Source organism: Candidatus Roseilinea sp. NK_OTU-006, from assembly GCF_012931985.1.
In the GTDB taxonomy this organism is placed as follows: Bacteria; Chloroflexota; Anaerolineae; order J036; family Brachytrichaceae; genus JAAFGM01.
On record NZ_JAAFGM010000001.1, the window covers coordinates 89535 to 116371 of the forward strand.

At 62.8% G+C, this 26837-nt stretch carries 21 protein-coding genes; 14 read left to right on the plus strand and 7 right to left on the minus strand.

Annotation, left to right across the window (positions count from 1 at the left end):
* Positions 1-2115, minus strand: a complete 2115-nt coding sequence (locus GXH28_RS00415) for an ArnT family glycosyltransferase (RefSeq protein ID WP_169237024.1) — start codon at positions 2113-2115, stop codon at positions 1-3.
* Between the two features lie 92 nt (positions 2116-2207).
* Here GXH28_RS00415 and GXH28_RS00420 point away from each other — a divergent pair, with 92 nt between their 5' ends.
* The 7 genes from GXH28_RS00420 (at position 2208) to GXH28_RS00450 (ending at position 9943) form a co-directional block, all read left to right on the plus strand.
* A complete protein-coding gene (locus GXH28_RS00420; RefSeq protein ID WP_169237025.1) occupies positions 2208-3086 on the plus strand; it encodes an alpha/beta hydrolase in 879 nt (292 codons plus the stop codon).
* A 2-nt stretch (positions 3087-3088) separates the two neighbouring features.
* A complete protein-coding gene (locus tag GXH28_RS00425) occupies positions 3089-3874 on the plus strand; it encodes a TIGR03943 family putative permease subunit (RefSeq protein WP_169237026.1) in 786 nt (261 codons plus the stop codon).
* Positions 3875-4169: 295 nt separating this feature from the next.
* Positions 4170-5273, plus strand: a complete 1104-nt coding sequence (locus GXH28_RS00430) for a peptidoglycan DD-metalloendopeptidase family protein (protein WP_169237027.1) — start codon at positions 4170-4172, stop codon at positions 5271-5273.
* 94 nt (positions 5274-5367) lie between these two features.
* Positions 5368-6594: a M23 family metallopeptidase gene (locus GXH28_RS16720; RefSeq protein ID WP_169237028.1), complete on the plus strand. Its 1227-nt coding sequence runs from the start codon at positions 5368-5370 to the stop codon at positions 6592-6594.
* A gap of 103 nt (positions 6595-6697) precedes the next feature.
* Positions 6698-7498, plus strand: a complete 801-nt coding sequence (locus tag GXH28_RS00440) for a BtpA/SgcQ family protein (protein WP_169237029.1) — start codon at positions 6698-6700, stop codon at positions 7496-7498.
* 56 nt (positions 7499-7554) lie between these two features.
* A complete protein-coding gene (locus GXH28_RS00445; protein WP_169237030.1) occupies positions 7555-8688 on the plus strand; it encodes a carbohydrate kinase family protein in 1134 nt (377 codons plus the stop codon).
* Between the two features lie 130 nt (positions 8689-8818).
* Positions 8819-9943 carry an alpha/beta fold hydrolase gene (locus GXH28_RS00450; protein ID WP_206156649.1) on the plus strand — a complete coding sequence of 375 codons (1125 nt, stop codon included), beginning with the start codon at positions 8819-8821 and terminating at the stop codon, positions 9941-9943.
* A 40-nt stretch (positions 9944-9983) separates the two neighbouring features.
* Here GXH28_RS00450 and glgP read toward each other — a convergent pair whose 3' ends face one another.
* Positions 9984-12137, minus strand: a complete 2154-nt coding sequence (gene glgP, locus GXH28_RS00455) for an alpha-glucan family phosphorylase (RefSeq protein ID WP_240550092.1) — start codon at positions 12135-12137, stop codon at positions 9984-9986.
* Between the two features lie 277 nt (positions 12138-12414).
* On the opposite strand from glgP, the gene rpiB reads away from it, so the two are divergent.
* The 7 genes from rpiB to GXH28_RS00490 all read left to right on the plus strand — a co-directional run bounded on the left by rpiB (position 12415) and on the right by GXH28_RS00490 (position 22017).
* Positions 12415-12867 (plus strand): ribose 5-phosphate isomerase B, encoded by a 453-nt coding sequence (rpiB, locus tag GXH28_RS00460; RefSeq protein WP_169237033.1) that lies wholly within the window; start codon positions 12415-12417, stop codon positions 12865-12867.
* Positions 12868-12919: 52 nt separating this feature from the next.
* The gene (locus GXH28_RS00465; RefSeq protein ID WP_169237034.1) at positions 12920-15892 is read left to right on the plus strand and encodes a bifunctional transaldolase/phosoglucose isomerase; all 2973 of its coding nucleotides are present in this window, start codon (positions 12920-12922) and stop codon (positions 15890-15892) included.
* A 45-nt stretch (positions 15893-15937) separates the two neighbouring features.
* The gene (gene gnd / locus GXH28_RS00470; RefSeq protein WP_169237035.1) at positions 15938-16837 is read left to right on the plus strand and encodes a phosphogluconate dehydrogenase (NAD(+)-dependent, decarboxylating); all 900 of its coding nucleotides are present in this window, start codon (positions 15938-15940) and stop codon (positions 16835-16837) included.
* Between the two features lie 115 nt (positions 16838-16952).
* Positions 16953-18455 carry a glucose-6-phosphate dehydrogenase gene (zwf, locus tag GXH28_RS00475; RefSeq protein WP_169237036.1) on the plus strand — a complete coding sequence of 501 codons (1503 nt, stop codon included), beginning with the start codon at positions 16953-16955 and terminating at the stop codon, positions 18453-18455.
* On the plus strand, positions 18440-19285 hold the full coding sequence (pgl, locus tag GXH28_RS00480; protein ID WP_169237037.1) for a 6-phosphogluconolactonase: 846 nt from the start codon (positions 18440-18442) through the stop codon (positions 19283-19285). The genes zwf and pgl overlap by 16 nt, the downstream gene beginning before the upstream one ends.
* 83 nt (positions 19286-19368) lie before the next feature.
* Positions 19369-21204 carry a DUF5060 domain-containing protein gene (locus tag GXH28_RS00485; protein WP_169237038.1) on the plus strand — a complete coding sequence of 612 codons (1836 nt, stop codon included), beginning with the start codon at positions 19369-19371 and terminating at the stop codon, positions 21202-21204.
* 9 nt (positions 21205-21213) lie between these two features.
* The gene (locus GXH28_RS00490) at positions 21214-22017 is read left to right on the plus strand and encodes an endonuclease/exonuclease/phosphatase family protein (RefSeq protein WP_169237039.1); all 804 of its coding nucleotides are present in this window, start codon (positions 21214-21216) and stop codon (positions 22015-22017) included.
* 56 nt (positions 22018-22073) lie between these two features.
* Here the strand turns inward: GXH28_RS00490 and GXH28_RS00495 are convergent, their stop codons facing one another.
* The 5 genes from GXH28_RS00495 to hoxU all read right to left on the minus strand — a co-directional run bounded on the left by GXH28_RS00495 (position 22074) and on the right by hoxU (position 26789).
* Positions 22074-23453 carry a cytochrome P450 gene (locus tag GXH28_RS00495; RefSeq protein ID WP_169237040.1) on the minus strand — a complete coding sequence of 460 codons (1380 nt, stop codon included), beginning with the start codon at positions 23451-23453 and terminating at the stop codon, positions 22074-22076.
* A 45-nt stretch (positions 23454-23498) separates the two neighbouring features.
* Positions 23499-23972, minus strand: a complete 474-nt coding sequence (locus tag GXH28_RS00500) for a hydrogenase maturation protease (protein WP_169237041.1) — start codon at positions 23970-23972, stop codon at positions 23499-23501.
* Positions 23965-25404, minus strand: a complete 1440-nt coding sequence (locus tag GXH28_RS00505) for a Ni/Fe hydrogenase subunit alpha (RefSeq protein WP_169237042.1) — start codon at positions 25402-25404, stop codon at positions 23965-23967. The genes GXH28_RS00500 and GXH28_RS00505 overlap by 8 nt, the downstream gene beginning before the upstream one ends.
* A 66-nt stretch (positions 25405-25470) precedes the next feature.
* On the minus strand, positions 25471-26016 hold the full coding sequence (locus GXH28_RS00510) for an oxidoreductase (protein ID WP_169237043.1): 546 nt from the start codon (positions 26014-26016) through the stop codon (positions 25471-25473).
* A gap of 56 nt (positions 26017-26072) precedes the next feature.
* Entirely contained in the window at positions 26073-26789 is a 717-nt protein-coding gene (gene hoxU, locus GXH28_RS00515; protein WP_169237220.1) for a bidirectional hydrogenase complex protein HoxU, read from the minus strand.
* Positions 26790-26837 lie beyond the last annotated feature (48 nt).

Below are 26837 nucleotides of genomic sequence, written 5' to 3' on the forward strand. Positions count from 1 at the left end.
TTATTGCGGAGCGGGAATGATAACCGAATCTGCTGTCGGTTTGCCTTGCGCGTCGAGCACGGCGAGTCGGCGATTGTCTGCGCGGCGGTAGATGCCGATGCGGACTGTGTCGCCCGGCTGCGCGCCGCCAGGCACGCTGAGCGCGTGTTCGTCCACGATGCGATCGCCGATGCGCCAAACCGGCATAGGCAAATAGCCCTGCGCCGGGCTGCTATCGGCTTGCGTCAGCGGCTGCAGCCGGCCATCGCGTAGCCAGTGCACAAAGATCGCGTAGTCTTCACGGATGAGGGTTGATGTGCGCCAGGTCAACGTCACCGTATACAAGTTGGTGGGCTGTGCCCCGCCTCGAATTGCTGCCGACTCCAGCGTGATGCCCTCCTCAAAACGCACAGTCGCCTCGTTTCTCTGGGCCGCGCCGGCCGGCGCGGGGTCGGCGCGCACGCCGATGAATGCGCGACGTGGCGACGGGTCCCGGTCGCCTTGCGCCAGCGGCCCCTCGATCACGCGGAGCGTCGCCGGCGCCGGCAGAGTCGTCCGCAGCGTGCTCCAGTTGTGGTTGGGATCCACAAAAAGCAACACGGGCAACTGCGGGTTGCGTTCGGCAAGCCACTCGCCGCTGCCGTCAGCCGATACAGTCCTCCAGCGGCCTCCGGCGAGGAATTCCAGCGATGGATTATCGTTGGCCAGGCGATCTTCAAGCCAGATGTTCGTAGGCGGCAGGGCGCGGGGATCGCCTGTGGCGTGGGCGTTGATGAGCCGCGCGAGCTGTACGTTGTGATCCTCCAGCCAATAGCGCGTGAGTTCGCGGTGGATGTAGTCGTTGAAATAGTCGTTCACGGTGTCAATGGCGCTCACGGCGAGCAGCAAGGTCGCGACGAACGCGGGCGGGCTCATCGAGCGCCTGAGGAATGCAGTGAGGCCGGCCAATATGCCGCGCCGGGATAGCCACGCCAGCGCGGCTTCCATCCCGATGGCAGCGATGATGCACGCCGCCGGCAGAGCGCCGATGGCGCGCAGGAAGTGCGGGGCGTCTTCGGCCAGGATGGTCGGGATGAGCATCACCGCCAGCCACAGCAGGACGAATTGCGGCGCGATGCGGGTCGCCGAGTCTGAAATATCCGCGCCGAAGCGCGACTGCCGGCTTTGCCGCCAGCGCCAGCCGCACACCGCCAGGCCGAGCACAAAGGCGGGCGCCAGCCAACCCTCGAACACCGGCCGCAGCGAGAGGTTGTGTCGCCAGATGCGATCGCCTTGAAAGGTGAACATCCCGGCGGTTTTGCCGATGTTGGCGATGAGCGCGCCGACGAGATCGCCGCCGTTGATGTCGGGATTGAGGATGGATACCTGGCCGGCGCGGCCGAAGTACAGGTCGGTGTGACGGGTGAGCCAGAGCAGCAACGGTGCGACGACGACCAATCCGGCAGCGATGAAGGCGATCGCCGATGCAAGTCGGCGCCGTCGGGTGGCCTCGTCATGATGTGTGGACAACTTGCGCCTGAAGCTCACCCACAAGCTGAGGCCATACAGCGCGACCAGAGGCAGTACGAGCTGCGCCGAGGTGTAAGTGTAGAAGGCCAGCCCGAAGGTTGCGCCGGCCAGCGTCGCGTACAGGATGCGCAGGCGTGGGACGTTTGTGCGCAGGCCTGCGAAGATAAACGCCATCATCGCGCACAACACCAGCGGTAGGGTCACGGCGCGGAAAGCCACTCGGCTGATGGTCAGATGCCAGAAGGTCAAGGCGAGGATTGCAGCGCTCAGCGCGCCGATGCGCGGCGAGAACATGTTGCGCGCGGCGAAGTAGATCGCAACGATGGTGAGCGTCCCGACGCACGCCGAGGCGGCGCGCAGCGCTTCGGGCGTGCGCCCGAAGTGCGCGATGCCAGCGGCCAGCACATACATGAACAGGCCTTCGCGCCCGTTGTTGGCAGCGAAGTAAAGCGAGAAGTCGCCCTTCAGCACGCGCAGCGCGTCTAAGCCGTAATAGCCCTCGTCACGATACAGGCCGGGCGGCAGTGCGCCGACGCGATAGAAGCGCAGCGCCGCCCCAATGGCGACGATCAGGATGAGCGGCAACAGGCCGGCTAGCCAACGGCGACGCATGGGTAGGAGGCGCAAACGCGCGCGATTGTAATCTGAGAGCGCCCTCATCTCCTGGCCATCGCAGGATGTATATTTCCGCCTTGTTAGATGGGCGGGGGTGAAGCCTTATGGATTTGAAAATTCCTGACGACGTACGCCAGTCCCAGCGCGCCTTCTCGTTTGTGGGCGGTCAACATGCCGATGTTGGCGTCTTGTGTCTGCACGGATTCACCGGCTCGCCGGCGGAGATGCGCCCGCTGGGTGAGTACTTGGCCGAACGGGGCTATACGGTTGAAGGGCCGTTGTTGCCGAAGCATGGGGGTATGCCGCATGAACTCAAAGGCGCAACCTGGCGGAGTTGGGTGGCCTGCGCGCGCGATGCGTTGAACGCGCTCGCAGATCGTTGTCCGCATATCTTCATCGCTGGCCTTTCGATGGGTGGACTCATCGCATTGCACCTCGCAGCTAGCGAGTGCTACCGCACAACCTGTAACGGCCACCCCTCGCCCCTGCGCGGCATCATCGTCATGGCTGCGCCGATGATGCTGAACGACCCGCGCACTCGGTTCGTCCGCTTCGCGCGCTACTTCGTGCCCTATTACTACCCGCTGAAGGGTGCGAATTTCAACGATCCGAACTTCCGGGCCAGTCTTCACCAGCGTTTGGGGCTGAACAGCGACGAACTGAACCTCGATGATCCGCGCGTGCAAAAGCAGATCGTCCAGAGCGTGCGTATTCCCGTTGGCGCGATTCATGAGCTGCTCGAACTCAACCGGCTGGTGATGCGCGAATTGCCGCGCGTGACCACGCCGGCGCTCTTTATTCAGGGGCGCAAAGACCAAGTCATCGCGCCGGATAGCGCCGAGGTCATTGCGTCGCGCGTCGGCTCGAAGGACAAGCGTGTGGTATGGCGCGACAAGAGCGGGCACGCGCTGCCGCTGGAGCCCGATGCGCCGGAGATGTTCGAGACGATCGCTGCGTTCATCTCCGAACACAGCGCCGAGTGACGATGAATCCGAGGATCGAGTATCTGCTCAGGGCGATCGTGCTGGCCGCATCTGGGCTGATGTTCTACACCAAGATCAGCGATGGCACGCTCGCTTTCTACATCAACCAGCGCTTCGCGTGGTTGTCGCTCGTGGCCGTCATCCTCTACGTTGCGTTGGCGATGACGATGGTCTACAAGGCCAGCCTGCATCGCCGCTCCGAGCGGCCGCTGGGTGAATCGATCACGTTTGATGTGATTCCGCTGCAAGCGCGCAACCGGCGCCGGCTCAGTACCCATCGCGCATCGTGGCTGGCGTTGGGGTTGCTCGTCTTGCCGGCTTTGCTCGGCTTCTTCACGCCGGCGCGTCCGCTCGGCGCAAGCGCGATCCAAAACCGAGGCATTGGTCTGACCGCACCCGACCGCGTCGGGACCGTCACACAGGCGCAACGCGCCGCAACCGGTCCGAAGAACATCCTTGACTGGTTGCGCGAATTCTCGCGCGCTGCCGATCTGAGCGCCTTTGAAGGCAAAGAAGCGGATGTGATCGGCTTCGTCTACAAGGATCCACGCGCCAAGCAAGACGAGTTCTGGGTTTCGCGCTTCGCCGTCAGTTGTTGCGTGGCCGATGCGACGGCGCTGGGATTGCTGGTGCGAACCCCCAAGGCTGAGATGCTGCCCGTGGATAGCTGGGTGCGTGTGATCGGCAAGTTTACGATGGGTGAATTTGCCGGCGAGCGCATCCCGATCATCATCGCCGAGCGTGTGGAGCCCACACCGCAGCCTGCGCAACCCTATCTTTACCCCTGATTGGGCCTGGCGGCTCACACCCGCAGCGACCCCGCGAATCGATCCTGGCCGCCCCGACGACTTTAGGCCGTCGTATGCGCTGCGGGTTTAAGTCGCACTCAGCGCGTATCCGAAAGCGCTGTCGGGCAGGCGAAGGCGTAGCTCCCGTCCGCTGCGTAAACTGTGACCGTTATTTGTGCGCCCATCGCTATAATGCCGATGGATGAAACGGCGCAGTCGTTATGAACTGCCATCCCAGGATCTTCGCGCGCTGCCGAAGTTGCAACCTCGTAGGCCTCAGCATGCTGCCCTTAGCTTGTCGCGTTATCTGGCTCATTTCTTCGTCCTCACCATCCTGGTGGGAGCCGGTCTGTTGGCCAGCGCGCGGTTGATCGTCCCCGCCAATGCGGAGCCGGAGGGTTCCCGTTCCCCTTTCTCCTTGCCCGGCGTGCGAGAAATCAACCGGAGCATTCGCGCGACCATAGAACCGGCCGTCATCGGCGGACTGCCGGAGGCCAATCCTGACCTGATCCAGCGCGACTTCGTGCTGCCCGGCGGCGATTCGAGCGCGTTAGCCGGGTCGGCGAGCAAACGGCCCCGCCAACTCAACACCTATTCCGTGGTGGCGGGCGATACCCTCTTCGGCATCGCGCTCAAGTTTGGCCTGACGCCGGAGACCATTTTGTGGTCGAACTACAAGACGCTGAAGGACAACCCGGACTTGCTCAGCATCGGCCAGCAGCTCATCATCCCACCGGAGAACGGGTTGATCGTGGACGTCGAGGAAGGCGACACGATTGACGGTTTAGCGCGTCGCTTTCGCGTGCCGCCGGAGCGTATTGTGAACGAGCCGATCAACGGCCTGCGCGACATCAACCAGCCACTGCGCATCGGCCAGATCATCTATGTGCCGGGGGGCGAGCGCGAGACGGTGATTTGGCAAGTGCCGAAACCGGTCGAGGTGAGGCGTACGACGGCCGGCGTGCGCGTCTATCGCGTGGGCGTGTGCGGCGAAGTCGCCATCCCGCCGTTGGGCACAGGGACGTTCGTGTGGCCGGCCAACCGACGCTATCTATCGGGCTATAACTTCAGCAACGTACACCCGGGCCTGGACATCGCCGGTCGCCTGGGTGAACCGATCTATGCTTCGGATGCTGGCACGGTGATCTACGCCGGCTACTCGTTGAACGCAGCCGGCCGGCCGGTGGGCTATGGCCAGTACGTCGTGCTCGATCATGGCAATGGCTATCAAACCCTCTACGCCCACGCCAGCCGGCTTTATGTGCAGTGCGGCCAGCAGGTGCAACGCGGCGCCGTCATCGCGGCGATCGGATCGGTTGGCCGCTCGACCGGCCCGCATCTGCACTACGAGATTCGCTACGGCGGCCGCGCAGTCAACCCGTGGTCTCTGTTGCCATGACGGTAGAATGGGAGCCTTTCGTGTCACCCTCCGGGCAGCGCATGCGCCGAGTCCTCGGCGCCGGCGTTGCAGCGGGTGATTCGTGCATCGTGATATGGACTTGGAACGGAATAACGAAGTGATAGGGCGCCGGCGGTTCATCGCGCGGACGCAGCGCTTAGTGCGGCTGGCGCACCAGCGCGCGACCAGGACGGTGTCGAACTCGCGGGCGCTGTTGCGCTCGGAGGATGCGCGCTGGCGTGTCCTCATCGTTGTTGGGCGTTTCACGGCGCATAGCGCGATCGTCTGCGTGCTGGTCTTGGCTGTGATACTGGCTGGCCTAGGTGCAGGAGCCGCCGGCAGGAGCGGCGCAGCGGCGATCGCCGTGCCCACGCCGTCCGGCGCGGCTCAGGGCAGGGGGCGTTCGCCAACCATCCTCACCGGGGGCAGCATCCTTGCTGCACCGGGTGGACTGTTCAGCCCACTCCCGGCCGTCGGCGCGGCGAATCAGGATTCGTCGCTCATTGTGCGTAACCTGGTGTTCGTAGCAGCTAAGCCGGCCGAGTCGCGGACCGGCATCATCACCTACACGGTCAAGCCGGGTGACAACGTCGAGACCATCGCTCAGCGCTTTGGCCTATTGCCTACTACGATTGTGTGGTCGAACCGCGAGATCGAGGAAAACCCGGATATGTTGCGGGTTGGCCAGGTGCTCAACATCTTGCCGGTGGACGGCATTTTGTACACCGTCGAGGCCAACGATACCCTCTCAAGCATTGCGGAGCGATTCAAGGCCAAAGTGGATGATATCCTGAATTCGCCGTTAAACGGTTTGGCCAATGGCGCGAATCTGCTGCCCGGCATGCGGATCGTCGTGCCCGGCGGCGTCAAGCCATTTGTCCCGCGCGTCGTCCAGGTTGATGCCAGGCGCGCGCCGGCCAGCGATTCCGCCTATGCTGGACCTGCGCCTCGCTTTACGGCTGGAGGTGCGTTCGCCTGGCCCACGCGCGGCTACATCTCTCAGGGCTTCCGCTATTACCACCGCGGGATTGATATCGCCAACGCCATCGGCATACCGATCTACGCATCCGACGGCGGATATGTGACCTACGCCGGCTGGAGCAACGTCGGCTATGGTTACATGGTGCAGATAGACCACGGCAACGGCTTCTCCACACTCTACGCGCATCTAAGCCAGTGGTATGTGGACCCCGGCCAGGCAGTCTCGCGCGGGCAGATCATCGGCGCGATGGGCAGCACCGGCAATTCGACCGGCCCACACCTGCACTTCGAGATTCGCTACGGCGGCGCGCCGCAAAACCCGCTCGTCTATTTGCCGTAGGTGGCTGAACGTACAGAATCCAGTCATGAACGCGTCGGGCTTCGTTATCTTCCGCTACAATTCGGCCTCATACCCAAGCTGGTATCGGTAATTGCACAGGCCTATGACAACCGACTCTGTAAAGCTCCCTCGCATCATCGCTGCGATCCATCTGTTGCCATCCCGGGAATCCTTTCGCCCCGACTTTCAGCCCTTGCACAAGATCATTGACCATGCGCTGATCCACGCGCAGATTGCCTATGAAGGCGGAGTGCGCGCGTTCTATTTCCAGGACGTCAACGACACGCCGGTCGGTCCGTACGTGGCCGAACACACCGTGTCGCACATGACGACGATCGGTCAGGAACTCCGTCGCGCCTTCCCCGATGTGGCGTTGGGCGTGTGTTTAATGCAGAACAGCGGCAAAGAATCCATCGAGATCGCACATGCCATCGGCGCGCAGTTTGTGCGTATCAAAGTTTACGTCGGCGCGATGCTGAAGGCCGAGGGGATCGTGCAGGGCGTGGCCTACGAAGCGATCAAGACGCGCCATCATCTCAACGCTCAGCATATTAAGATTCTGGCCGATGTGTACGACCGGCTGGGCGAGCCGCTGGCCCCCATTCCGCTGCCGGAGATGTGCCGTCAAGCCGTCGAGTTTGGTCGCGCCGACGGCCTGATTCTGACCGGCCGGACGCCCGAACAGTCCATTCGCATGTTTGACGAGGTGAGACCTCTCAAGCTGCCTGTGCCGCTCATCCTAGGCGGCGGCGTTTCACCGCAAGCGATGAAGTTTTTCGTCAACCGCGCCGACCATTTCATCGTGCACGCCGCGTTCATTCGCCGTGGCCTGCCTCCTCGCAATGGAATGCCGGTTGAGTGGGATGTTGAGAAGGTGCGCGAATTAGTCGCTTTGGCGAAGTGAGCCGGGCGCCCGGGCGCACCTGCCGAGATTGGGCGTCGCGGCACAAGAATCGCAAGATGGCCGGCGCGCTTGCCCTTCGCCATTCGATTCCGAATTCGCGCGCGCTGCTGTGTTGTGGGGGGCTGCGCACCGATTACATCATCACGGCCCGGGGTGAAGCGCGGCTGATGGAGATGGGCGGCAACGCACTCTATGCCGCTGCCGGCGCGCGGGTGTGGCTGGAGCACGTCGCCATCCTTGCCCGTGTAGGCGAGAATTACCCTGCCGGTTGGTTGGATGACTTGCGCGACCATGGCTTTGACGTGCGCGGCATCCGCCGGCTGCCTGGCTCGCAAGATCATCGCACGTTCTATGCCTATCTCGACGAGAATACGCGCGTAGATACTGAACCCGCAAAGCACTTTGCCCGCTGGGGATTGGCGTTGCCGGCTGCGCTGGACGACTACGTGCATTCCACGCCGGGGCAGGACGATCCGCATCGCTACGAACCACTCGCCTTCACCCCAGAAGACCTCGAGCAGTACTTCGCGACGCGCCATCGGACCTTCGACTTCCGACTCCCCACTTCCTCTTTGGAATCCCGAATGTCAGGAGTCGAAAGTGGGGAGTCGGTGCTTGGCCTGCACATCGCCCCCAGCGGCATTCGCGCGCAGCGCTATCTGCCCGAGGTGGCGCGACGCCATGGCGTGAGCGTCGTCAGCGCCGACCCGGGCGAGCGCGCGATGCAACCGAAGCTGATGCCGTATGTGGAAGAGATGCTGGCGCAAGTGGACATCTTCCTGCCCAGCGTCCAGGAAGCGGCGAGCCTGTTTCATGAAGAACCGACGCGCGTGAATGCCCGACCATGCGCCAAGTGGTTCGCCGATCGCGGGCCGCGTGTGGTGGTGCTCAAACTCGGGACGGATGGCGCGCTGGTGCACGAGCGCAACAGTGGGCGATTTTGGCATGTGCCGGCCCTGCCGGTGCGCGTCGTGGATGTGACCGGCGCCGGTGACGCATTTTGCGGCGGCTTCATGGCCGACTTCATCACGCATGGCGACCCCGTGCGCGCAGCAATTGCCGGCGCCGTGGCGGCTTCGCTGGCCATACAGGATTACGGCCCTCTGTTCATCCTCCGCGCGGCGCGAGATGCGGCGCACGATGTCAATCGCCGCGCAGCGTTCCTCCGCGACCGGGTGCGCGTCGTTTAGGCGCGCGCAGCGGCCTGATGCGGGCTGGCTCTGGGTCGCTAACGCTTTGGGCACTTTGTGTTCGGTGCGCATTCAAGGGAGGATCGGCGGCTTGGACATCCTTTGCCGCGCTTGCGCTATCATCAGACAGATGCGCAATGCTGCAGCGGCAGCCTGCGCCGATTCTTATCTGCCGTGCTGGGCTGATATGAATGCGCGGCCTGCGCGCGACGAATACAAAGGGAATTGCTCTATGCCGCAGACGCCTAGACAGACCATCACACCTACGCCTGAGTGCAGATCACCGGGTCGGCCGGCCCTGCTGCCCGTCACATTGGCCGCCGCCACAGGTGCCTTCCTGGGATTCTTCCTGGCATGGATTGCCTGGTCGCGCAACTATGTCAATCACAATGTGCCGCTGACGGCAGCACTCGATGGTGAGTTAGTTCGCTTTCGTGGACGACGCGCCGGGCAGTTAGCATACTATGTCGCCGGACCGATCCGCAGAGGCGTGCCGCCGCTGGTCTTGCTTCACTCGATCAATGCCGCGGCTTCATCGTTTGAGATGAAGCCGCTTTACGATCATTATGCGCAGTCGCGGCGGGTGATCGCCCTCGACTTTCCGGGCTACGGCTTCTCGGATCGAAGCGACCGCGTCTATAGGCCGGCGCTGTTTCGCGATGCTATCCTCGATCTCATCGAGCAAGAGCTGAATGGCGCGAGTGTAGATGCGGTGGCGTTGTCGCTGGGGAGCGAGTTTCTCGCCCTGGCAGCGCAGGCGCGCCCGTTGCGATTTCGCTCGTTGGCCTTCCTCTCCCCGACTGGCTTCAGTTGGCGCAGCCAGTCGCTGCGTTCCAGCGATCTGCTCCTCGGCGCGCTACGTGTGCCGATCTGGCGCCGGCCGATCTACGACGTGCTCACTTCGCGCCCAGGTCTGCGTTTCTTCCTCCAATCCAGCCGTCGCACTCGGCTCAATCGCGCGCTGGTGGATTACGCCTACGCCACCAGCCACCAGCCGCTCGCCGAAAATGCGCCGTATTACTTCATCGCCTTTCAGCTCTTTACCCCGAACATCCTGGAGGTATATCGTGCACTGCCGCAGCCGTGTTTGGCGATCTTCGGCCAGGACCCCTTTGCCGGCTACGAGCGGGCGGGCGAGTTTTGCGACAAGCCGAACTGGCGCATTGAATGCCTGTCGAGCGCCGGCGCGCTGGCTCACTGGGATGAGCCGCGCGCCGTCATCGCGCTGTTAGACGCCCATTTTGCAGCCAAGTAGCCGCCCGGCGTGTTGCGTCGTCAATGAGGCATGCCGCCGTTCAGGCTTGCATTGGCTCGCCCACCAGGTGCTCGTTCGAGGTCGCATCTGAGCGATGGACGAGCGGCGCATATATCTCCTCCACATACTGTTTCAGCATGCGACGGGTGCTGAAGCGCGGCGCAATCGTGGCGATGGATGCTTTCGCGCGCTGCAGCCAGCGATGCGGAATGCCGTCTTCGTCCGTGTCGTAGTAGAGCGGGATGATTTCGTGCTCTAGGGTGTTGAACAGCGATTCGCAGTCTATTCGATCTTGCTCTTCTGGGCTGTCATAGGCGCGGTCTTCGCCGATGGCCCAGCCGTTCGTGCCGTCGTAGGCTTCGCGCCACCAGCCGTCGAGGACGCTGAAGTTGATCGCGCCGTTGAGCGCGGCTTTCATGCCGCTTGTGCCGCTGGCCTCGTAGGGCCGGCGCGGCGTGTTCATCCACACGTCCACGCCCTGCACCAGATGACGCGCCACGTTGATGTCGTAGTCCTCGATGAACACCATGCGCCCTGCAGTGTCGGCGTTCTTGATCAGCCGGTATAGTTCCTGGATCAGTCGCTTGCCGGGCTCGTCGTTGGGGTGCGCTTTTCCAGCATAGATGATTTGCACAGGCCGCGCCGGGTTGTTGAGGATGCGCAGCAAGCGCGGAATATCGCGCAGGATGAGCGAGGCGCGTTTGTAGGTGGCGAACCGGCGCGCGAAGCCGATGGTCAGCGCGTTGGGGTCTATCATCACGCCGCTGGCGATCGTCTGCACCGGGTGTTGGCTGTGTGTGACCCACTTGGCGCGGGCGCGCTCGCGCATGAACTGGGCGAGCTTGCGCTTAAGGTGCTTGTGCACCGCCCATAGCTCATCGTCGGGGATCTCGTAAACGAGCTGCCAGGTGGCCGGGTCGTCCAGACGGGCATACCAGCCGGCGCCGAGGTACTCGTCAAACAACCGACGCATCCGTCGCGCCAGCCAGGTGGCCGTGTGCACGCCGTTGGTGATGTGCGAGATCGGCACAGGCTGGTTGGGATACATCCACTGCCACATCGCGCGCGAAACCTCGCCGTGCAGCTCGCTCACGCCGTTGGCCTTGGCCGACATGCGCAGCGCCAGCGGCGTCATGCCGAAAGCCCCGTCATCCTCCGCGAGCGCCATGAATTCTTCGCGGGTGAGCCCCAGCTCGTTCCACAGGCCGGTCAGGTGTTGATCTATGAGCCACTTCGGGAAGCGATCGTTGCCGGCGGGCACAGGCGTGTGCGTGGTGAACACGGTGCTCTGGCGCACCACCTCCCTGGCTTGCTCGAAGCTCATGCCCTGTTTGACCATCTCGCGAGCGCGTTCGAGCGTGCTGAACGCGGAGTGTCCCTCGTTCATGTGCCAGGCAGCCGGATTGATCTTCAACGCGCGCAGCGCGCGCACGCCGCCGATGCCCAGCACCATTTCCTGCTTGATGCGCGTATCGGGATCGGGGCTGTACAGGCGCTGTGTGAGCACGCGATCTTGCGGCGTGTTCTCCGGCAGGTCGGTGTCTATCAGGTAGAGCGGCACCCGACCCACCTGCGCCTTCCATAAGTTGAAGCGCACACAGCGCCCTGGCAACTCCACGCACAGCACCAGGGGGGCGCCGGCCTCGTCGCGTACCTGGAGGATCGGTAATTGCTCAAAGTCGAGATGCTCGTAGTCGGCTTCTTGCCAGCCGTCCTCGGTGATCCGCTGTCGGAAGTAACCCTGCAGGTATAGGAAGCCCACCCCGACCATCGGCACGTTTAGGTCGCTGGCTTCTTTGAGGTGGTCAGCGGCCAAGACGCCGAGTCCGCCGGCATACATGGGCAGCACCTCGGTCAGGCCGAACTCGAACGAGAAGTAAGCCACCGGGCCCTTGTGCGTCGGCCAGGCGTTGGCGTAGCGCTGGAACCAGGGCTTGTCGTTGTCGTTGTCGCAACCGCTCATGTAGAGGGTGAACTCAGCGACGGCACGGTCGTAAGCGTCGAGCAGGCGCCGATCCTTGATCGCGTCCGAAAGCGTCTGGCGCGGCACGCGATGCAGAAATTTGACCGGGTTGTGATACACCTCCTCCCATAGCACCGGCTCGATGCGCTGGAAGACGCGTTGCGCCTCGGGATGCCAAGTCCACCACAGGTTGTAGGCGATCTCTCCCAGCTTCTGAATGCGTTTCGGCAACAGGCTACAGAGGGATTCGACGACGCGCTCTGACACGGATTCCTCCACTTTGATATTTCACCGCAATCCGCGGATGTGGACCTGCACGCGCCTGTTTCACCGCAGCGTACGTCACTTCGGGCGCTTGTGCTGTAGCCCATCGGCGATTTGCGGAAAGTAAACTGGTAAAACTGCGAGCCATTATAGTATGTGACCGGCAACATGGGAAGCGCCAGGCGGCATGAGGCAGCGAAAGCGAACCTGGATAAAGATCGGCTCAACGCATATAATGAGGCGGATGCGAGTTGCCATAGCAGCCGATCACGCCGGCTTTCTGCTCAAAACCTCGCTTGTCGAGCTTCTCAAACAAGACGGCCACGAGGTGCTGGACCTGGGCGCATTCAATGCAGACCGATCGGATTATCCCGACTTTGCGCGCGCCGTGGGCGAGGCGCTTCAGCGCGGTCTGGCCGAACGCGGGGTGCTCATCTGCGGCAGCGGCGTTGGCGTGTGCATCGCTGCGAACAAGATGCGCGGGATTCGCGCCTGTGTGTGCCACGACACCTACTCCGCGCGCCAGGGCGTGGAACACGACGACATGAACGTGATTGTGCTCGGCGCACGCGTCATCGGCGTGGAGCTGGCGGCGGAAGTGGTACGCGCCTTTTTAGGCGCGCGCTTCAACGGCATCGAGCGCTACGTTGCGCGTCTGAAGAAGGTCGAGCAAATGGAGCGTGAGGCTTGCGCGTGACTTGCGCGGGCGCGCGCTTCGCCTGGCGCGCTTAGAGCTTCTCTGATGAGCTATGAACAGTCATAATGGGAATCCCAACTTCGATGTGCGAACGTATGGCCAGAGCTTCTGGTACGATAACATTCAGCGCAGCATTATCACCTCGGGTGAAATGCAGTCGCTCATTGACGATTACGGCGTCCTTGGCCTGACCTCGAACCCGGCCATCTTCGAGAAGGCCATCACCGGCAGCGCCGACTACGACGACGACATCATCGCCCTGGCGCAACGCGGCGCCGACGCAAACGCGATCTACGAGGCGCTCGCCATCGCCGACATCCAATCGGCGGCGGACTTGCTCGAGCCGATCTATGAGCAGACCAACGGTCTGGACGGTTACGTCAGCCTGGAAGTGTCGCCGCTGCTGGCGCACGACTACGAGGGCACGGTGAGCGAGGCGCGGCGCCTGTTCAAGCTCGTAGGGCGCAAAAACCTGATGGTCAAGGTGCCGGCCACGCCGGCGGGCATCCCGGCCATCCAGACGCTGATCGCCGACGGCATCAACATCAACGTGACGCTGATCTTCTCGCTCGACGGCTACGAGGCCGTAGCGCGCGCCTACTTGGCCGGCTTGCAAGAGCGCGCGATGAAGGGTCAGTCGCTCGACGTCGCTTCGGTTGCCTCGTTCTTCGTCAGCCGGGTGGATACGCTGGTGGACAGGCTGCTCGATGAGAAGATCGCTGCGCTGCCGGAGCACGACACGGCGCAGCGCGAACGGCTACAAGCCTTGAAGGGCAAAGCGGCCATCGCCAACGCCAAGCTGGCCTACGAGATCTTCGAGCGCATCTTCTCCGAGCCGGCGTTCAAAGCGCTGGCCGACCGCGGCGCACGTGTGCAGCGCATCCTGTGGGCGAGCACCAGCACGAAGAACCCGGCCTACAAGGACACGTACTACGTTGAGGCGCTCATCGGCGAGCACACGGTGAACACACTGCCGCCGGCGACGCTGAAGGCCTTCCGCGACCACGGCGTAGTCGCGCCGACCTTGCGCGAGGGGATGGCCGATGCCCGACGCACGCTCGAAGCACTCGAGGCGGTCGGTATCTCGATGCAGCACGTGTGGCAGAAACTGCAGGACGATGGCGTGAGGTTGTTCGCCGACGCCTTTGAGTCGCTGCTCAAAGGCATCGAGGACAAACGCGCGGCCGTCGTAGCGCGCGGCGAAGCATCCGGCGTGTCGTCGGCGCTGGTCTACGTCGAGGAACTGGTGAAGATGAAGGCGGCCGCGCGCCTGTGGCAGCGCGAGGCGTCGTTGTGGACGACGGCCCCAGAGCAAATCAGGGTCATCAGCAACCGCCTGGGTTGGCTCTCGGTGATCGAGACGATGAAGCCGCGCGTGGACGAACTACACGCCTTCCGCGAGCATGTGCGGAGCATGGGCGTGACCGATGCCGTGGTGTTGGGCATGGGGGGCAGCTCGCTGGCGCCCGATGTCATGCGCGCAACTTTCACCCCTGCCGAAGGCGTGGCCGGCCTGCGGATGCACGTGCTGGATACCACCGACCCTACGACGGTGCTGAGCCTGGAACGCCGGCTCGATCTCAGGAAGACGCTGTTCATCGTGGCCAGCAAGTCGGGCAGCACATTGGAAGTGAACGCGTTCTACAAATACTTCCGCGCGAAGGTGGACGAGACGGTGGGCGAAACAGCCGGCCAGCACTTCGTCGCCATCACCGACGAAGGCACGTCGCTGCAGCGCCTCGCTGTCGAGGAAGGGTTCGGCAGGGTGTTCATCAATCCGGCGGACATCGGCGGGCGTTACTCGGCGCTCTCTTATTTTGGATTGGTGCCGGCGGCTTTGCAGGGGTTGGACATCGCCAAATTGCTCGCACGCGCGGCTCAGATGGCGCATTGGTGCAAGCCCGATAGCGCGACGAATCCCGGCCTGTATCTCGGCGCCCTCATGGGTGGGTTGGCCTTGAATGGACGCGACAAGGTCACGTTCATCCTCTCCCCGCAGATCGAAGCGTTCGGCGACTGGGTCGAGCAACTGATTGCCGAAAGCCTGGGCAAGCAGGAGCGCGGCATTGTGCCGGTAGTGGGTGACCTGAGCGCGGATGGCGCGCCGGTGGCGCTGCGCGATACGGCGCATGATAAATCCGGCGTCGCCGCGCTCAGCCCTGATCGCTTCTTCGTGTATATGCGGCTGTCCGGCGATGCGACCTACGATCGCTTCGTCGCCAACCTGGTGAAGGCCGGCTTGCCGGTGCTCACCCTGACGCTGAGCGACGCCTATGACCTGGGCGCCGAGTTCTTCCGCTGGGAATTTGCTACTGCGATCGCCGGCGTGGTGATCGGTGTAAACCCCTTCGACGAACCGAACGTCACCGAGAGCAAAGTCAACACCAAACGCCTGCTCGACGAGTTTGAGCAAAGCGGCGCATTCAGCAATGAGTGGACCAGCCGCTCTGCCAATGGGCAGCTCAACAAATTCCTACGCCAAGCCAAGCCTGGCGACTATATTGCCATCCACGCCTATTTGCCGTATTCCGACTCGGTGGCCCAGCAACTCACGCGGCTGCGCCACCTGATCCGCGAAAAAACCGGCGTGCCGGTCACCGTGGGCTATGGGCCGCGCTTCTTGCACAGCACCGGGCAGTTGCATAAAGGGGGGGCGAACAACGTTGTGGCGCTGCAATTGACCTACGATCCCAAGGAGGATGTGCTGATTGCGGGAGAGCCGTTCTCGTTCGGCACGTTGATTCGCGCGCAGGCGCTGGGCGACTTCGAATCGCTCAAGGCTCACCAGCGGCGCGTCTTGCGGCTGCATTTGGGCGCCGATTGGGAAGCCGCGTTGGGGAAAGTGATCAAGGTGGTGAGTGGCGGTTCGCGCCGGTCGGTTGCGTCCGCTAAGGCGTCCGAGGCAGTGCCGCGACGCGCCCGAACGAAGCGAACCACGAAGGTGAAACCCGATGAGGCGCACGCTGCCGCGGCACGATCCTCGGTGGAGAAACGCGAAGTCGGATCGGCCAGGCGCCTCGTATGACATCAACTTCACATAGACGCTTGACTAAACGGAGACAAAGACATCATGCAGATTGGATTGTTTGGATTGGGGCGGATGGGTGCGAATATGGCGCGACGATGGCATCGTGATGGGCACGACGTCATCGTGTGCAATCGCAGCCCCAAACCGGTGGACGAATTGAAGGCCGAAGGCCTGCGCGGGGTATACACGGTCGAAGAGCTGGTGGCGGCGCTCACGCCGCCGCGCGCGATCTGGATCATGATCCCGGCCGGCCCGACGACCGACGCGATGATTCAACGATTGCTCGATCTGCTGGAACCCGGCGATACGATTGTGGACGGCGGCAATTCCAACTGGCGAGATTCCAAGCGGCATTACGTCGAGTGCAAAGCCAAAGGCGTGCACTTCATGGATCAGGGTACGAGCGGTGGCATTTGGGGGTTGCAGAATGGCTATTGCTTGATGATCGGCGGCGACGAGGCGGTGTTCAAGCAACTGGAGCCGGCCTTCAAATCGCTCGCGCCGGATGGCAAGCACTACCTGCATTGCGGCGCAGCCGGTGCCGGACACTTCGTCAAGATGGTGCACAACGGCGTCGAATACGGCATGATGCAAGCCTTTGCCGAAGGCTTTGAGATCATGGAGAAGAGCGAGTTCAACCTCAAGTTGGACCAGGTTGCCGAAGTGTGGCGCAAAGGCAGCGTGGTGCGATCCTGGTTGCTCGATTTGCTGGCCGAAGCGCTCAAAGATGACCCCAAGCTGGAGCGGGTGCGGGGGTATGTGGAAGATTCCGGCGAGGGCCGCTGGACGGTTCAGGCGGCCATTGACGAGGACGTGCCGGCCCCGGTGATCACACTCTCGCTCTTCCAGCGTTTCGCCTCTCGCCAGGAAGAATCCTTCGCCGCAAAGATCACCGCTGTGATGCGCAAAGGCTTCGGCGGCCATGCGATCAAAACGAATTGATCAGCGGGTCGGAGGTCAGATCGTCAGAAGTCAGATCGTCAGAAGTCAGACTTCTGATATCTGATCGCTGAAATCTGACCCCTGACCCCTGACTCCTGACTCCTGACTCTTCACTATGAGTCTTTCCAAGAGACCCGAACCGTGCATCCTGGTTATCTTTGGCGCCTCGGGGGACTTGACGCAGCGCAAGCTCATCCCGGCGCTCTACAGCCTGATGTGCGATGGGTTGCTGCCCGACGAATTCGCCATGATCGGCTTCGCGCGCAAGGCGAAGACCAACGAATCATTCCGCGAAGAGATGCGCGTCGCCTGTGAGGAGTTCGCCCGCTCAAAGCCGATCAACGAGGCGATTTGGCAGAAATTCGCCCGTAGTCTGCACTATCAGCAGGGCGACTACGGTGCAGCGGCCGATTACGAAGTGCTGTGTAAGCGGCTGGAAGCGATTGAGCGAGCGCACGGCAGCGGCGCGAATCGTCTGTTCTACCTCGCGACGCCGCCGGAGGTGTATCCCATCATTATCGAGAACGTCGGTAGCGTGCTGTGCACCGGCGCCGCCGGCAGCGATCGCCATTGGTCGCGCATCATCATCGAGAAGCCGTTCGGCCACGACCTGCAATCAGCGCGTGAGCTAAACGCGCACGTGCATCGTTTCTTTCGCGAGGAGCAGGTTTATCGCATTGACCACTACCTGGGCAAAGAGACGGTTCAGAATATCTTCGTCTTCCGCTTCGCCAACGGCATCTTCGAGCCGATCTGGGATCGGCGCTACGTTGATAACGTGCAGATCACAGTAGCCGAAAGCATCGGCATCGGCAATCGCGGCTCGTATTACGAAAAGGCCGGGGTCATCCGCGATATTGTTCAGAATCATCTGCTACAGCTTCTGGCGTTGACGGCGATGGAGCCGCCGGCGGAGTTCAGCGCCGACGCCGTGCGCAACGAAAAGGTGAAAGTGCTCAAGGCGCTGCGCGTGGATACCTCGCGCGGCGATGGCACGGTGCGCGGACAGTACGGCCCCGGCAAGATAGACGGTCAGCTTGTGCCTGGCTATACGCAAGAAGAGGGTGTGGCGCCCGATTCCACCACCGAGACCTATCTGGCGATGAAGCTGTTTGTGGACAACTGGCGCTGGGCCGGCGTCCCCTTCTATGTCCGCAGCGGTAAACGCATGGCTAAGCGCCTGACCGAGATCGTCATCCAATTCAAGATGCCGCCTCTGCTGCTTTTCAAAGAGACCATCGCCCGCGCCATCGAGCCTAACCTGCTGGTCATGAACATCCAACCGCATGAGGGCATTTCGCTCCGGTTTGGCGCGAAGGTGCCCGGCAGCGGCGACAACATCCAGACGGTGGTGATGGACTTCAACTACGGCAGCACATTCAAGACTGCGGCGCCAGAGGCCTACGAGCGCTTGATCCTCGATGCGATGCTGGGCGATTCGACCTTGTTCACCCGCAGCGATGAGGTTGAGGCGTCGTGGGCGCTCATCACGCCGGTGATTGAGCGCTGGGAGGCAGGCGGCGGCTCGTTCATCGAGCTATATCGCTCGGGATCGTGGGGGCCAAAGGAGGCTGACGATTTCCTCGCCGCCGACGGGCGCAAGTGGCACGTTCTGTGATGTCCGGCGCGCCCTTCGTCATCGTCATGAACGACGATGGCACCTACTATCTGCAGGTCGAGCCGACGCCGGAGGCGATGGCCGAACTAGCGGCTAAGGCGGTGGTCTTCTGGGGGCGCAAAGCGATTGAGCGACGCAGCGCCTTCCATCTCGCCCTGAGCGGCGGCAGCACGCCGAAGGCGCTATATCGTCGCCTATCCGGCCCACCCTACGCAGACCAGCTCGATTGGCAGCGCGTGCATCTGTGGTGGAGCGACGAACGCGCGGTGCCGCATGATCACCCAGACAGCAACTACAATCTGGCATACGATGCGCTGATCGCTCATGTGCCCATTCCGCCGGAGAACGTGCATCGCGTGCAGACCGAACTTGGCTTGGCGGGCGCGGCTGAGCAATACGAGGCCGAGATCCGGTCGAGGATCGCTGGCGTTGCTGATCCTTCGTGGCCAACCTTTGACCTGATCCTGCTGGGCATGGGGGATGACGGTCATACGGCCTCGCTCTTCCCCCACACGCCGGCGCTGGCGGAACGGTCGCGGCTAGTCGCGTCGCAGGTCGTGCCCCAGGCGAACGTCCCGGCGCGCATCACGTTCACTCCACCGTTGATCAATGCTGCGGACGTGGTGTGCTTCATGGTGAGCGGGGCGAGCAAGGCAGGGACGCTGCGGCGCGTGCTGCTGGGCGAATACCAGCCGCAGGCGCTGCCTGCGCAGCTTATCGCGCCGACCCGCGGCAAGTTATTCTGGATGGTGGATGCGGCGGCTGCATCACACGTCGCCGCTGGGCCGGCTTATCCGTCTGAGGAGTTCATCTATCGGCGAATGCGGTGAGCGCGCACTTCGGGGAGCAGTGGATTCGGTGGTGGCCATCCCTTCACGGATGCGCCTGTACGACTGGCTAAAATGGCGGTTGCATGAATTATCGGGCTGCGGCGCTGGCGTGCGCCGTGTGGTTGGCCGGTTGTGCGACCGCGCTGCCGCCGGTGCCGCCGACGCCGGCGCCGGCGTTCACCCTCGAACCCTTCGAGACCGACGCTGACTGCGCTACGCTGTGCATTCGGCGCGTGTCCAGTCGCCGCATTCCCAAGTGGCGCAAACTCGAGTTCGATCTTGTTACCCCGATCCGGGCCGATAATCCCTTTGATCCGAATCAAATTGAAATCGATGTGCGCTTCACGTCGCCCCAGGGCGATGTGGTGGAAGTGCCGGCCTACTTTTACAGCCATGAGCGGCAGCAAGGATGGCGGGCGCGCTTCTCGCCGACGGCAGAAGGCGAGTGGCGCGCGCAGCCGTTGCTCCGCAAGCCGTTCGCCTTCGCAGGTGAGCCGGTAGCCTTTCAGGTATCCCCGCCGTTGCCTGGTTCCCATGGCTTCCTGCGTGTAGATCGGCGCAACCCGCGCTATTTGGCCTTCGATGACGGCACACCATTCTTCGCCATCGGCCTCAACTTGGCGTGGTGGAAGGATGACCCAATCGCCGACTACCGGCGTTGGTTCGATGCGTTGCGGGCGAACGGCGCAAACACGGCGCGCATCTGGATGGCGCCGCAGTCGTTCAGCCTGGAGTGGCGCGACACGCCGCTGGGCGATTACACCGCGCGTATGGATCGCGCCCACTCCCTGGATCAGGTTTTTGAGATGGCCGAGGCGCGCGGCATCTATATCCAGCTCACCCTGCTGGACTACAGTCAGTTTAGCCTGAACGTGTATCCGCTGTGGCGCGAGAATCCTTACAACGCCGCGAACGGCGGGCCGTGCGCTCGGCCGCGCGACTTTGCGACCGATCCGGCGGCGCGCGCGTTGTTCAAGCGACGGTTGCGTTATATCGCCGCGCGCTGGGCCTATTCCACGCATCTGCTGGCGTGGGAGTGGTGGAACGAGGTGGATTTCACCGAGATGGTGGAGACCGAACTGCTCCGACGCTGGATCGAGGAAATGACGGCCGAGTTGCGCGCGCATGACCCCTATCGCCACCTGGTCACCACGAGTTACTCTGTTCCGGGCGATCCTCACATCTGGAACATGCCGGAGATTGACGTGGTGCAACGCCACGAATATATCGGCGAGGATGCGCGCTGGTTCAGCCCCGTGGGGGGCGGGCGCGCCTTCTTCCAGCACATGAAGGAGGTGGCCCATAAGCCGGTTGTGATCGGCGAATTCGCCGCCACCTTCACCTTGGAGCAGCCAAATGCGCTGACGCGCGAGGGCGTCCAGTTCCACAATGGCCTGTGGGCGGCGCCCTTCAACGGCTTTGCCAGTACGGCCATGTATTGGTGGTGGGATACGCTGGTGGAGCCGGCCGGCCTATGGTCGCATTACCGGGGCCTCTCGGCCTTCCTGCGCGGCGAGGACCTGGCGCGCTACGCGCCGACGGCGATTGTCGTGACGCCGGAGCAAGACGCCATCGCGCTGGGATTGCGCGCGCCGGATCGCGTCCTGGTCTGGCTGCGCAACCGCGCCTACAACATGGACGAGGGCGCGTATCAATACGGTGTTCAGATTGCAACCGGCCAGGCTAAAGAACACACCTTTCGCTTCGTGCCGCGCCGCCTCGATGCAGTCACGTTGGAGCTGGAAGCGTTGGGCGCCGGCCGGCATCGCGTGCAGTGGTTCGACACAGTCTCCGGCGCGCTGCTGTCGGCGTCGGATGTCGCTGTGTCGGATGGCAAGCTGATCGTGCGCGCCCCGCCGTTCAATCGCGATTTGGCCGCAAAAGTGACACCGGCCGGCGGAGCCCCAGGACCTCATTAGGTGAGCGTGATGTTTAAGCTGGTCACCTTCAACTTGCTCAACAAACCGTCGCGTTGGCACGATCGGCGTAAGTTGATCGTCCGTGAGTTGGCCGAGCTACAGCCCGATGTGATCGCGCTACAGGAGGTGAGCCTGCCGCACAACAACGCGGAGTGGCTGGCGGATCAGCTCGGCGGATACACCGTGCATACCTCGCCCAAGACCGGCGCGTTGGCCAAGCGCGAAGCCGTTGCCATGCTCAGCCGACTGCCGGTCGAGGGGTGCCATACGCTCAGCCTGGTTGCGCAGTCGCGCGTTGCGCAAGCCGTGCGCTTGCGCGTAGGGGATCGGCCGATTGTGATCGTCAACGGCCATTTCATGTTTCACGTCTACGACCACATCAAGCGCACGCGCCAGGTGCAGCGGGTGCTCAATTGGTTGCGGTTGGCTGCGGCGAGCTATCCGGTGGTCGTCTGCGGCGACTTCAACGCTACTCCCGAGATGCGCACGATCCGCATGATGAAAGAATCGTTTTCGTCGGCGTATGAAGTCGCGCATGGACGAGAGCCGGAGTACACCTGTCCGACGCCGCTGGTGTATCGGTTTCATGCCGCGCGCAAAGGGTTGAGCCTGGTCGGCAATCTGATCGCTCATCGCCAGCCCGAGCCTTGGCGCGGCACGCTTGACTACATCTTTGTGGACGATAACTTCCATGTGCGCTCTTGCGAGGTGGTGTTAAACACGCCCGCGTCCTCCGATCCAACCCTGTATCCGTCGGATCACGTGGGCTTGTGCGTCACTTTGGAGGTGGCTGCGCTGCCGGTGACCCGCTAAGCGCAGCCCTGCGCGAGGTCAGCCGCCGCGATGCTGGTTGGGGCGCTGTGGCAGGCTCACCGTCGTCGAGCGATGCGCATCGGCATGCCATTTCGCGAGATTAGCGTGCCGGCCATGTCAAGCTGCGGATTGTGTCGCGGGTTGGCCAATTCGGGCGTAAATTGTCGCGCCAGCATCGCTAGCAGGATATGCGACTCGAATAGCGAGAAGTTGTTCCCCAGGCAGATGCGTTGTCCGGCCGCGAAAGGATGATAGGCGTATGGGTGTTGCGACGCTTCGCGCTCTGGCGTCCAGCGCTCTGGATCGAATCGTTCCGGCTCATCCCAGAAGTGAGGATGGCGATGTGTGAGAAAAGGGGCAAGGATGACGGTGGAGCCGGCGGCGATGCGCTTCCCGTCAATCACGTCGTCCTGGGTCATGTCACGCGCATAGAGCGGTGCGGCCGGATACAACCGCATCGTTTCCTTGATGACCTGCAAGGTGTAAGGCATGCGCTTGAGATCCTCGACTGTCGGCTCGCGATCGCCCAGCACCGTGTCAATTTCGTCGCGCAGTCGGCGGGCGACTTCTGGTTGCTTGGCTAACGCATACCAGGCAAAGGTCAGCGTGCGCGCGGTTGTTTCGTGGCCAGCAAAGAAAAGGGTGATCGTCTCGTCGCGCAGCAACGCATCGGATGCCGCTTCGCCGGTCTCCTCGTCGCGCGCTAGCATCAGCTTGCTCAGCAAATCGTTCGGCCAGCGTTCGACCGGCATGGCGCGACGCTGCGCGATCACATCTTGGATATACGCATGCACGCGCCGGCGCGCGTGGCTGTAACGCTTGTTCTCGCCGATCTTCAGCCAGACCGGCAGCCTCAGCGGCCTGATCTGACGGGTCGCCGTGAACTGGATCATCGTTTCAACGTCGTTCTTCAGCTCCAGCAGCGTCTCGTCCGATTCAGTGGTGAACAGGCTGCGCAGGATGATCGAGGCTGTCACGAACATCATCTCGTCGAGCATCTCGACGACGGATCCCACCTTGCCTTGCCAGCGCGCGATGAATTGTTGTGCGTCGCGAATGATGATCGCCAGGAACTGTTCTACGCCGCGCGGCGTAAAGAAGGGCGACATCAGTTGGCGCTGTCTGCGCCAGGCGGCGCCGGTGGCCGTCAGCACCCCGTTCCCCAGCAGCAGCTCGCGCACGATGTCGTAGCTTTCGCGCTTGTCGTAGATGTCGCGTCGAACAATGCTGATGTGATGCACGTGATCGGGATGGATGGCCAAGGTCATCTTGCGCGGGCCGATCTGGATTTGAAACAAGTCGCCATGTCGGCGCCATTCGTCGTGTAGAAATTGCAAAAAGCCTTTGCGCCGGATGTCCCACGCGGCGTCGAAGATGAGCGGGCTTCGGCGCCCGGGCAGCGCTGTGAGTTGAGCCGATGACGTGATGGTGGTCATAGCGCCCAGTGTAGACCCTCAAGCTGAGTGAGCGATGATCTTGCTTCACCGACTGGTGAAGAGCAGCCGGATGCGGCGCAGCGCAACTTCGACGCCCTGGCGCGCGCGTTCGGAGAGCGACTCGCCGAAGTCGAAGTCCACGCCGGGCACTGAGACTAACCAAGCCTGTGGGCAGCGCCCGTAGAGTTGTTGGGTCAACGCCAGCAGCCTGCGTGGGTCGCTCGTGTGTGTATCGGCGGCCCTTGTGCCATCTTCTGCTGCGCCGATCGCGGTGAAGGTTACGTCGGCAGGCGGTTGGACGTGCGGGTCGGCGCGTCGTGCGTCTACGAAGATCACCACTTCGGCGCTCGCCAACGCATCGGCAAGCTCTGGTGTCAACTGGTGCATTGAAATGGCACGCACGTTGGGCAGATGCCAAGAGGCCACGATTTCGGCGACGCGCGGGCCGGCGCCGTCATCTTGCCGCAACGTGTTGCCGTAGCCGATGATCAGAAAGTCGGTGGCGACCCCTTTACTCACGCTTGACCTCGGCAAGCACCGTACCGTCGCTGCCGATCAACGTCACGATCATCGGCATCTGGCCGATGGCATGGGTGGAGCAGCTCAGGCACGGGTCGAACGCGCGAATGCCGGCCTCGACCCGATTCAGCAGTCCCTCCGGAATGCCGGCGGCTGCGCCGTGGATCCAGTGCTGCGCAATCTGCTTGACCGTGCGATTCATGGCGATGTTGTTCTGGCCGGTGGCGATGATTAAGTTCACGCGACGGATCATGCCGTGCTCGTCCACTTCGTAGTCGTGGAACAACGTGCCGCGCGGCGCTTCGCTGACGCCGACGCCGTGCAGCTTGTTGATGCCGCCGCTGGCTCGCACGCGGGGCGAGAGGAGGTCTGGATCGTCGAGCAGCAGCGCGATGCGCTCGAGTGCAGCCAGGATCTCGACGAGGCGCGCGTAGTGATACATGAACGACGATGTGACCACACCGTGCGCGTTGCCACGCTGCCGGAACTCGGCCAGTTCGGCGTCGGCCTGTGGCGTCCCCATGCCGGAGCAGATGTTCAGCCGCGCCAGCGGCCCGACGCGATACGCGCCGTCGGGATAGCCCAGCGGTTTGTAATACGGCGATTTGAGGTAGGACCATGGCTCAACCGCTTCGCCCAGGATTTGGGCGTAGTGGCGTGGGTCGAACCCATCCACCAACACGTTCCCGTCGCTGTCGGTGATGCGCAGCCAACCATCGTAATGCTCCCACCGGCCGCCGTCCTTGCTCACCAAGCCCATGAATAGGGTAGGGAAGTTGCCGAAGTGTGCCACTTCGTCAGAGTGCTCATCGGCGTAGCGTTTGAAGAAGGCGAGCGCGCGCTTCACCGTGTCGAGGGCTTCCGGCAGCCGGCCGCGCAAATAGTCGCGGTTCGCCGGCGTCAGCGGTTCGCGCACGCCGCCGGGCACGGCCCAAGCCGGATGGATCTTGCGCCCGCCCAGCAACTCGATCACTTCTTGGCCAAACTGGCGCAACCGAATGCCGCCGCGCGCCAGGTCGGGGTAGCGCGCGATCAAGCCGAACACGTTGCGCTGGGCCGGGTCGCTGTCGTAACCGAGCAGCAGGTCGGGTGAGCTCAGGTGGAAGAAGCTCAGCGCGTGCGATTGCACGATTTGGCCCAGGTTCATCAGCCGGCGCAGCTTCTCCGCCGCTGGGGGAATGCTCACGGCGAAGATGTCGTCGCCGGTCTTGGCGCTGGCCAACAGGTGGCTGACGGGGCAGATGCCGCACACGCGCGCCGTGATGCCGGCCATTTCGCCCAGCGGCCGGCCTTCGCAGAACTTCTCGAAGCCGCGAAACTCCACGACGTGGAAGCGCGCGTCGCTCACCTCGCCTGCGTCGTCGAGGTAGATCGAAATCTTGGCGTGGCCCTCGATCCGAGTGACCGGGTCAATCACGATGCGTTGAGTCATGGCTCAGATAGCAGAAGTCAGAAAGTCAGAAGTCAGATAGCCGACTCTCCACTCCCGACGAATCGTTCAACCGAATTTCAACATCTCGCGGCCGATCATCTCGGGCGGCTTCCCCTCGATGAGGGCTTGCAGCACTGCACGGATGCGTTTAGCCGGCGGCGGGCAGCCGGGGATGTACAAGTCCACCGGGATGACGGCGTGCACCGGCAAAACCTGATCTATCAGCGGCGGCACGATGCCGTCGTCGTGCGGGACTTGGGGGTGCAGCAGTTGCGCGTCCTGATAGGCACGGTCGAGCACGACCTCGGCGCCGCCGAGCGGGTTGCGCATGGCGGTCACGTTGCCGGTCACCGCGCAGTCGCCGAACGATACCACCAGCCGGCTGTGCTTGCGAATGGCGTGAATCAGTTCGAGATGGTCTTGGTTGGCAATCGCGCCCTCGACCAGCGTCACATCTACATTCTCCGGGAAGGTCTTGACATCGGCCACCGGGCTATACACCACCTCCACCGCCTCGGCCAAGTCGAACAACCACTCGTCCAGGTCGAGGAACGACATGTGGCAGCCGGAGCAGCCGCCCATCCATACCGTTGCGAATCTGAGTTTGCCCATCTTCTTCTCGTTCTTCTCGCCGCTTGCGGCCGCGAGCGGCGAGCAACACTTACTACTCACACATTCCACACCTTCCGCTCGCGCGCGGCCTTCAAGAAGGCCAGCTTTTCGGCGTCATGCACCATCTCGGCGACGGTGGAGCCTTGTTTGAACAGGGCGCCGGTTGGGCAGGCCATCACGCACTTGCCACAACTGGTGCATGTGGTGGATTCGCCCCAGGGCACGTTCATGTCGCGGATGATGAGCGACTTGGCGCCGCGGCCCATGACGTCAATCGTGTGCGCGCCCTCCAGTTGGTCGCACGCGCGCACGCAGCGCGTGCACAAAATGCAACGGTTGTGATCCATGCCAAAGCGCTCGTGCGACAGGTCCACGCCTAGCTTGGGAAAGATGTAGTCGTAGCGCACGTGGTCCATGCCTACCTCGATGCCCAGGTTTTGTAGCTCGCAGTGGCCGTTGGCCACACACACTGCGCAGACGTGGTTGCGCTCGGCAAACAGCAACTCGATGATCTGCCGGCGATAGGCGCGCAGCCGTTGGGTGTCGGTGCGCACCTCCATGCCCTCTTGCACGCGCGTAGTGCACGCGGGCAGGAGCTTGTTCGAGCCGGCTACCTCCACCAAACACATCCGGCATGCGCCCACGTCGGTTAGTCCGTCCAAGTGGCACAACACCGGGATGTGGATGTGCGCATCGCGCGCGGCCTCGAGGATGGTCTGGTCGTTGCGGGCGCTGATTTCCTGACCGTTGATCGTAAGTGTTCTTGGCATGATTTAGCTGTGAGCGTTGAGCCGTGAGCGATGAACCTCCCGACTCCCAAC

What these genes read in the sequence shown, in the direction of transcription:
- GXH28_RS00485 (WP_169237038.1), top strand. Translation starts at nt 19,369, where the DNA reads ATGAATTATCGGGCTGCGGCGCTGGCGTGCGCCGTGTGGTTGGCCGGT.
- rpiB (WP_169237033.1), top strand. Translation starts at nt 12,415, where the DNA reads ATGCGAGTTGCCATAGCAGCCGATCACGCCGGCTTTCTGCTCAAAACC.
- GXH28_RS00420 (WP_169237025.1), top strand. Translation starts at nt 2,208, where the DNA reads ATGGATTTGAAAATTCCTGACGACGTACGCCAGTCCCAGCGCGCCTTC.
- GXH28_RS00425 (WP_169237026.1), top strand. Translation starts at nt 3,089, where the DNA reads ATGAATCCGAGGATCGAGTATCTGCTCAGGGCGATCGTGCTGGCCGCA.
- GXH28_RS00510 (WP_169237043.1), bottom strand. Translation starts at nt 26,016, where the DNA reads ATGGGCAAACTCAGATTCGCAACGGTATGGATGGGCGGCTGCTCCGGC.
- GXH28_RS16720 (WP_169237028.1), top strand. Translation starts at nt 5,368, where the DNA reads ATGGACTTGGAACGGAATAACGAAGTGATAGGGCGCCGGCGGTTCATC.
- GXH28_RS00505 (WP_169237042.1), bottom strand. Translation starts at nt 25,404, where the DNA reads ATGACTCAACGCATCGTGATTGACCCGGTCACTCGGATCGAGGGCCAC.
- GXH28_RS00445 (WP_169237030.1), top strand. Translation starts at nt 7,555, where the DNA reads ATGGCCGGCGCGCTTGCCCTTCGCCATTCGATTCCGAATTCGCGCGCG.
- GXH28_RS00450 (WP_206156649.1), top strand. Translation starts at nt 8,819, where the DNA reads ATGCGCAATGCTGCAGCGGCAGCCTGCGCCGATTCTTATCTGCCGTGC.
- GXH28_RS00440 (WP_169237029.1), top strand. Translation starts at nt 6,698, where the DNA reads ATGACAACCGACTCTGTAAAGCTCCCTCGCATCATCGCTGCGATCCAT.
- GXH28_RS00495 (WP_169237040.1), bottom strand. Translation starts at nt 23,453, where the DNA reads ATGACCACCATCACGTCATCGGCTCAACTCACAGCGCTGCCCGGGCGC.
- GXH28_RS00490 (WP_169237039.1), top strand. Translation starts at nt 21,214, where the DNA reads ATGTTTAAGCTGGTCACCTTCAACTTGCTCAACAAACCGTCGCGTTGG.
- gnd (WP_169237035.1), top strand. Translation starts at nt 15,938, where the DNA reads ATGCAGATTGGATTGTTTGGATTGGGGCGGATGGGTGCGAATATGGCG.
- GXH28_RS00465 (WP_169237034.1), top strand. Translation starts at nt 12,920, where the DNA reads ATGAACAGTCATAATGGGAATCCCAACTTCGATGTGCGAACGTATGGC.
- zwf (WP_169237036.1), top strand. Translation starts at nt 16,953, where the DNA reads ATGAGTCTTTCCAAGAGACCCGAACCGTGCATCCTGGTTATCTTTGGC.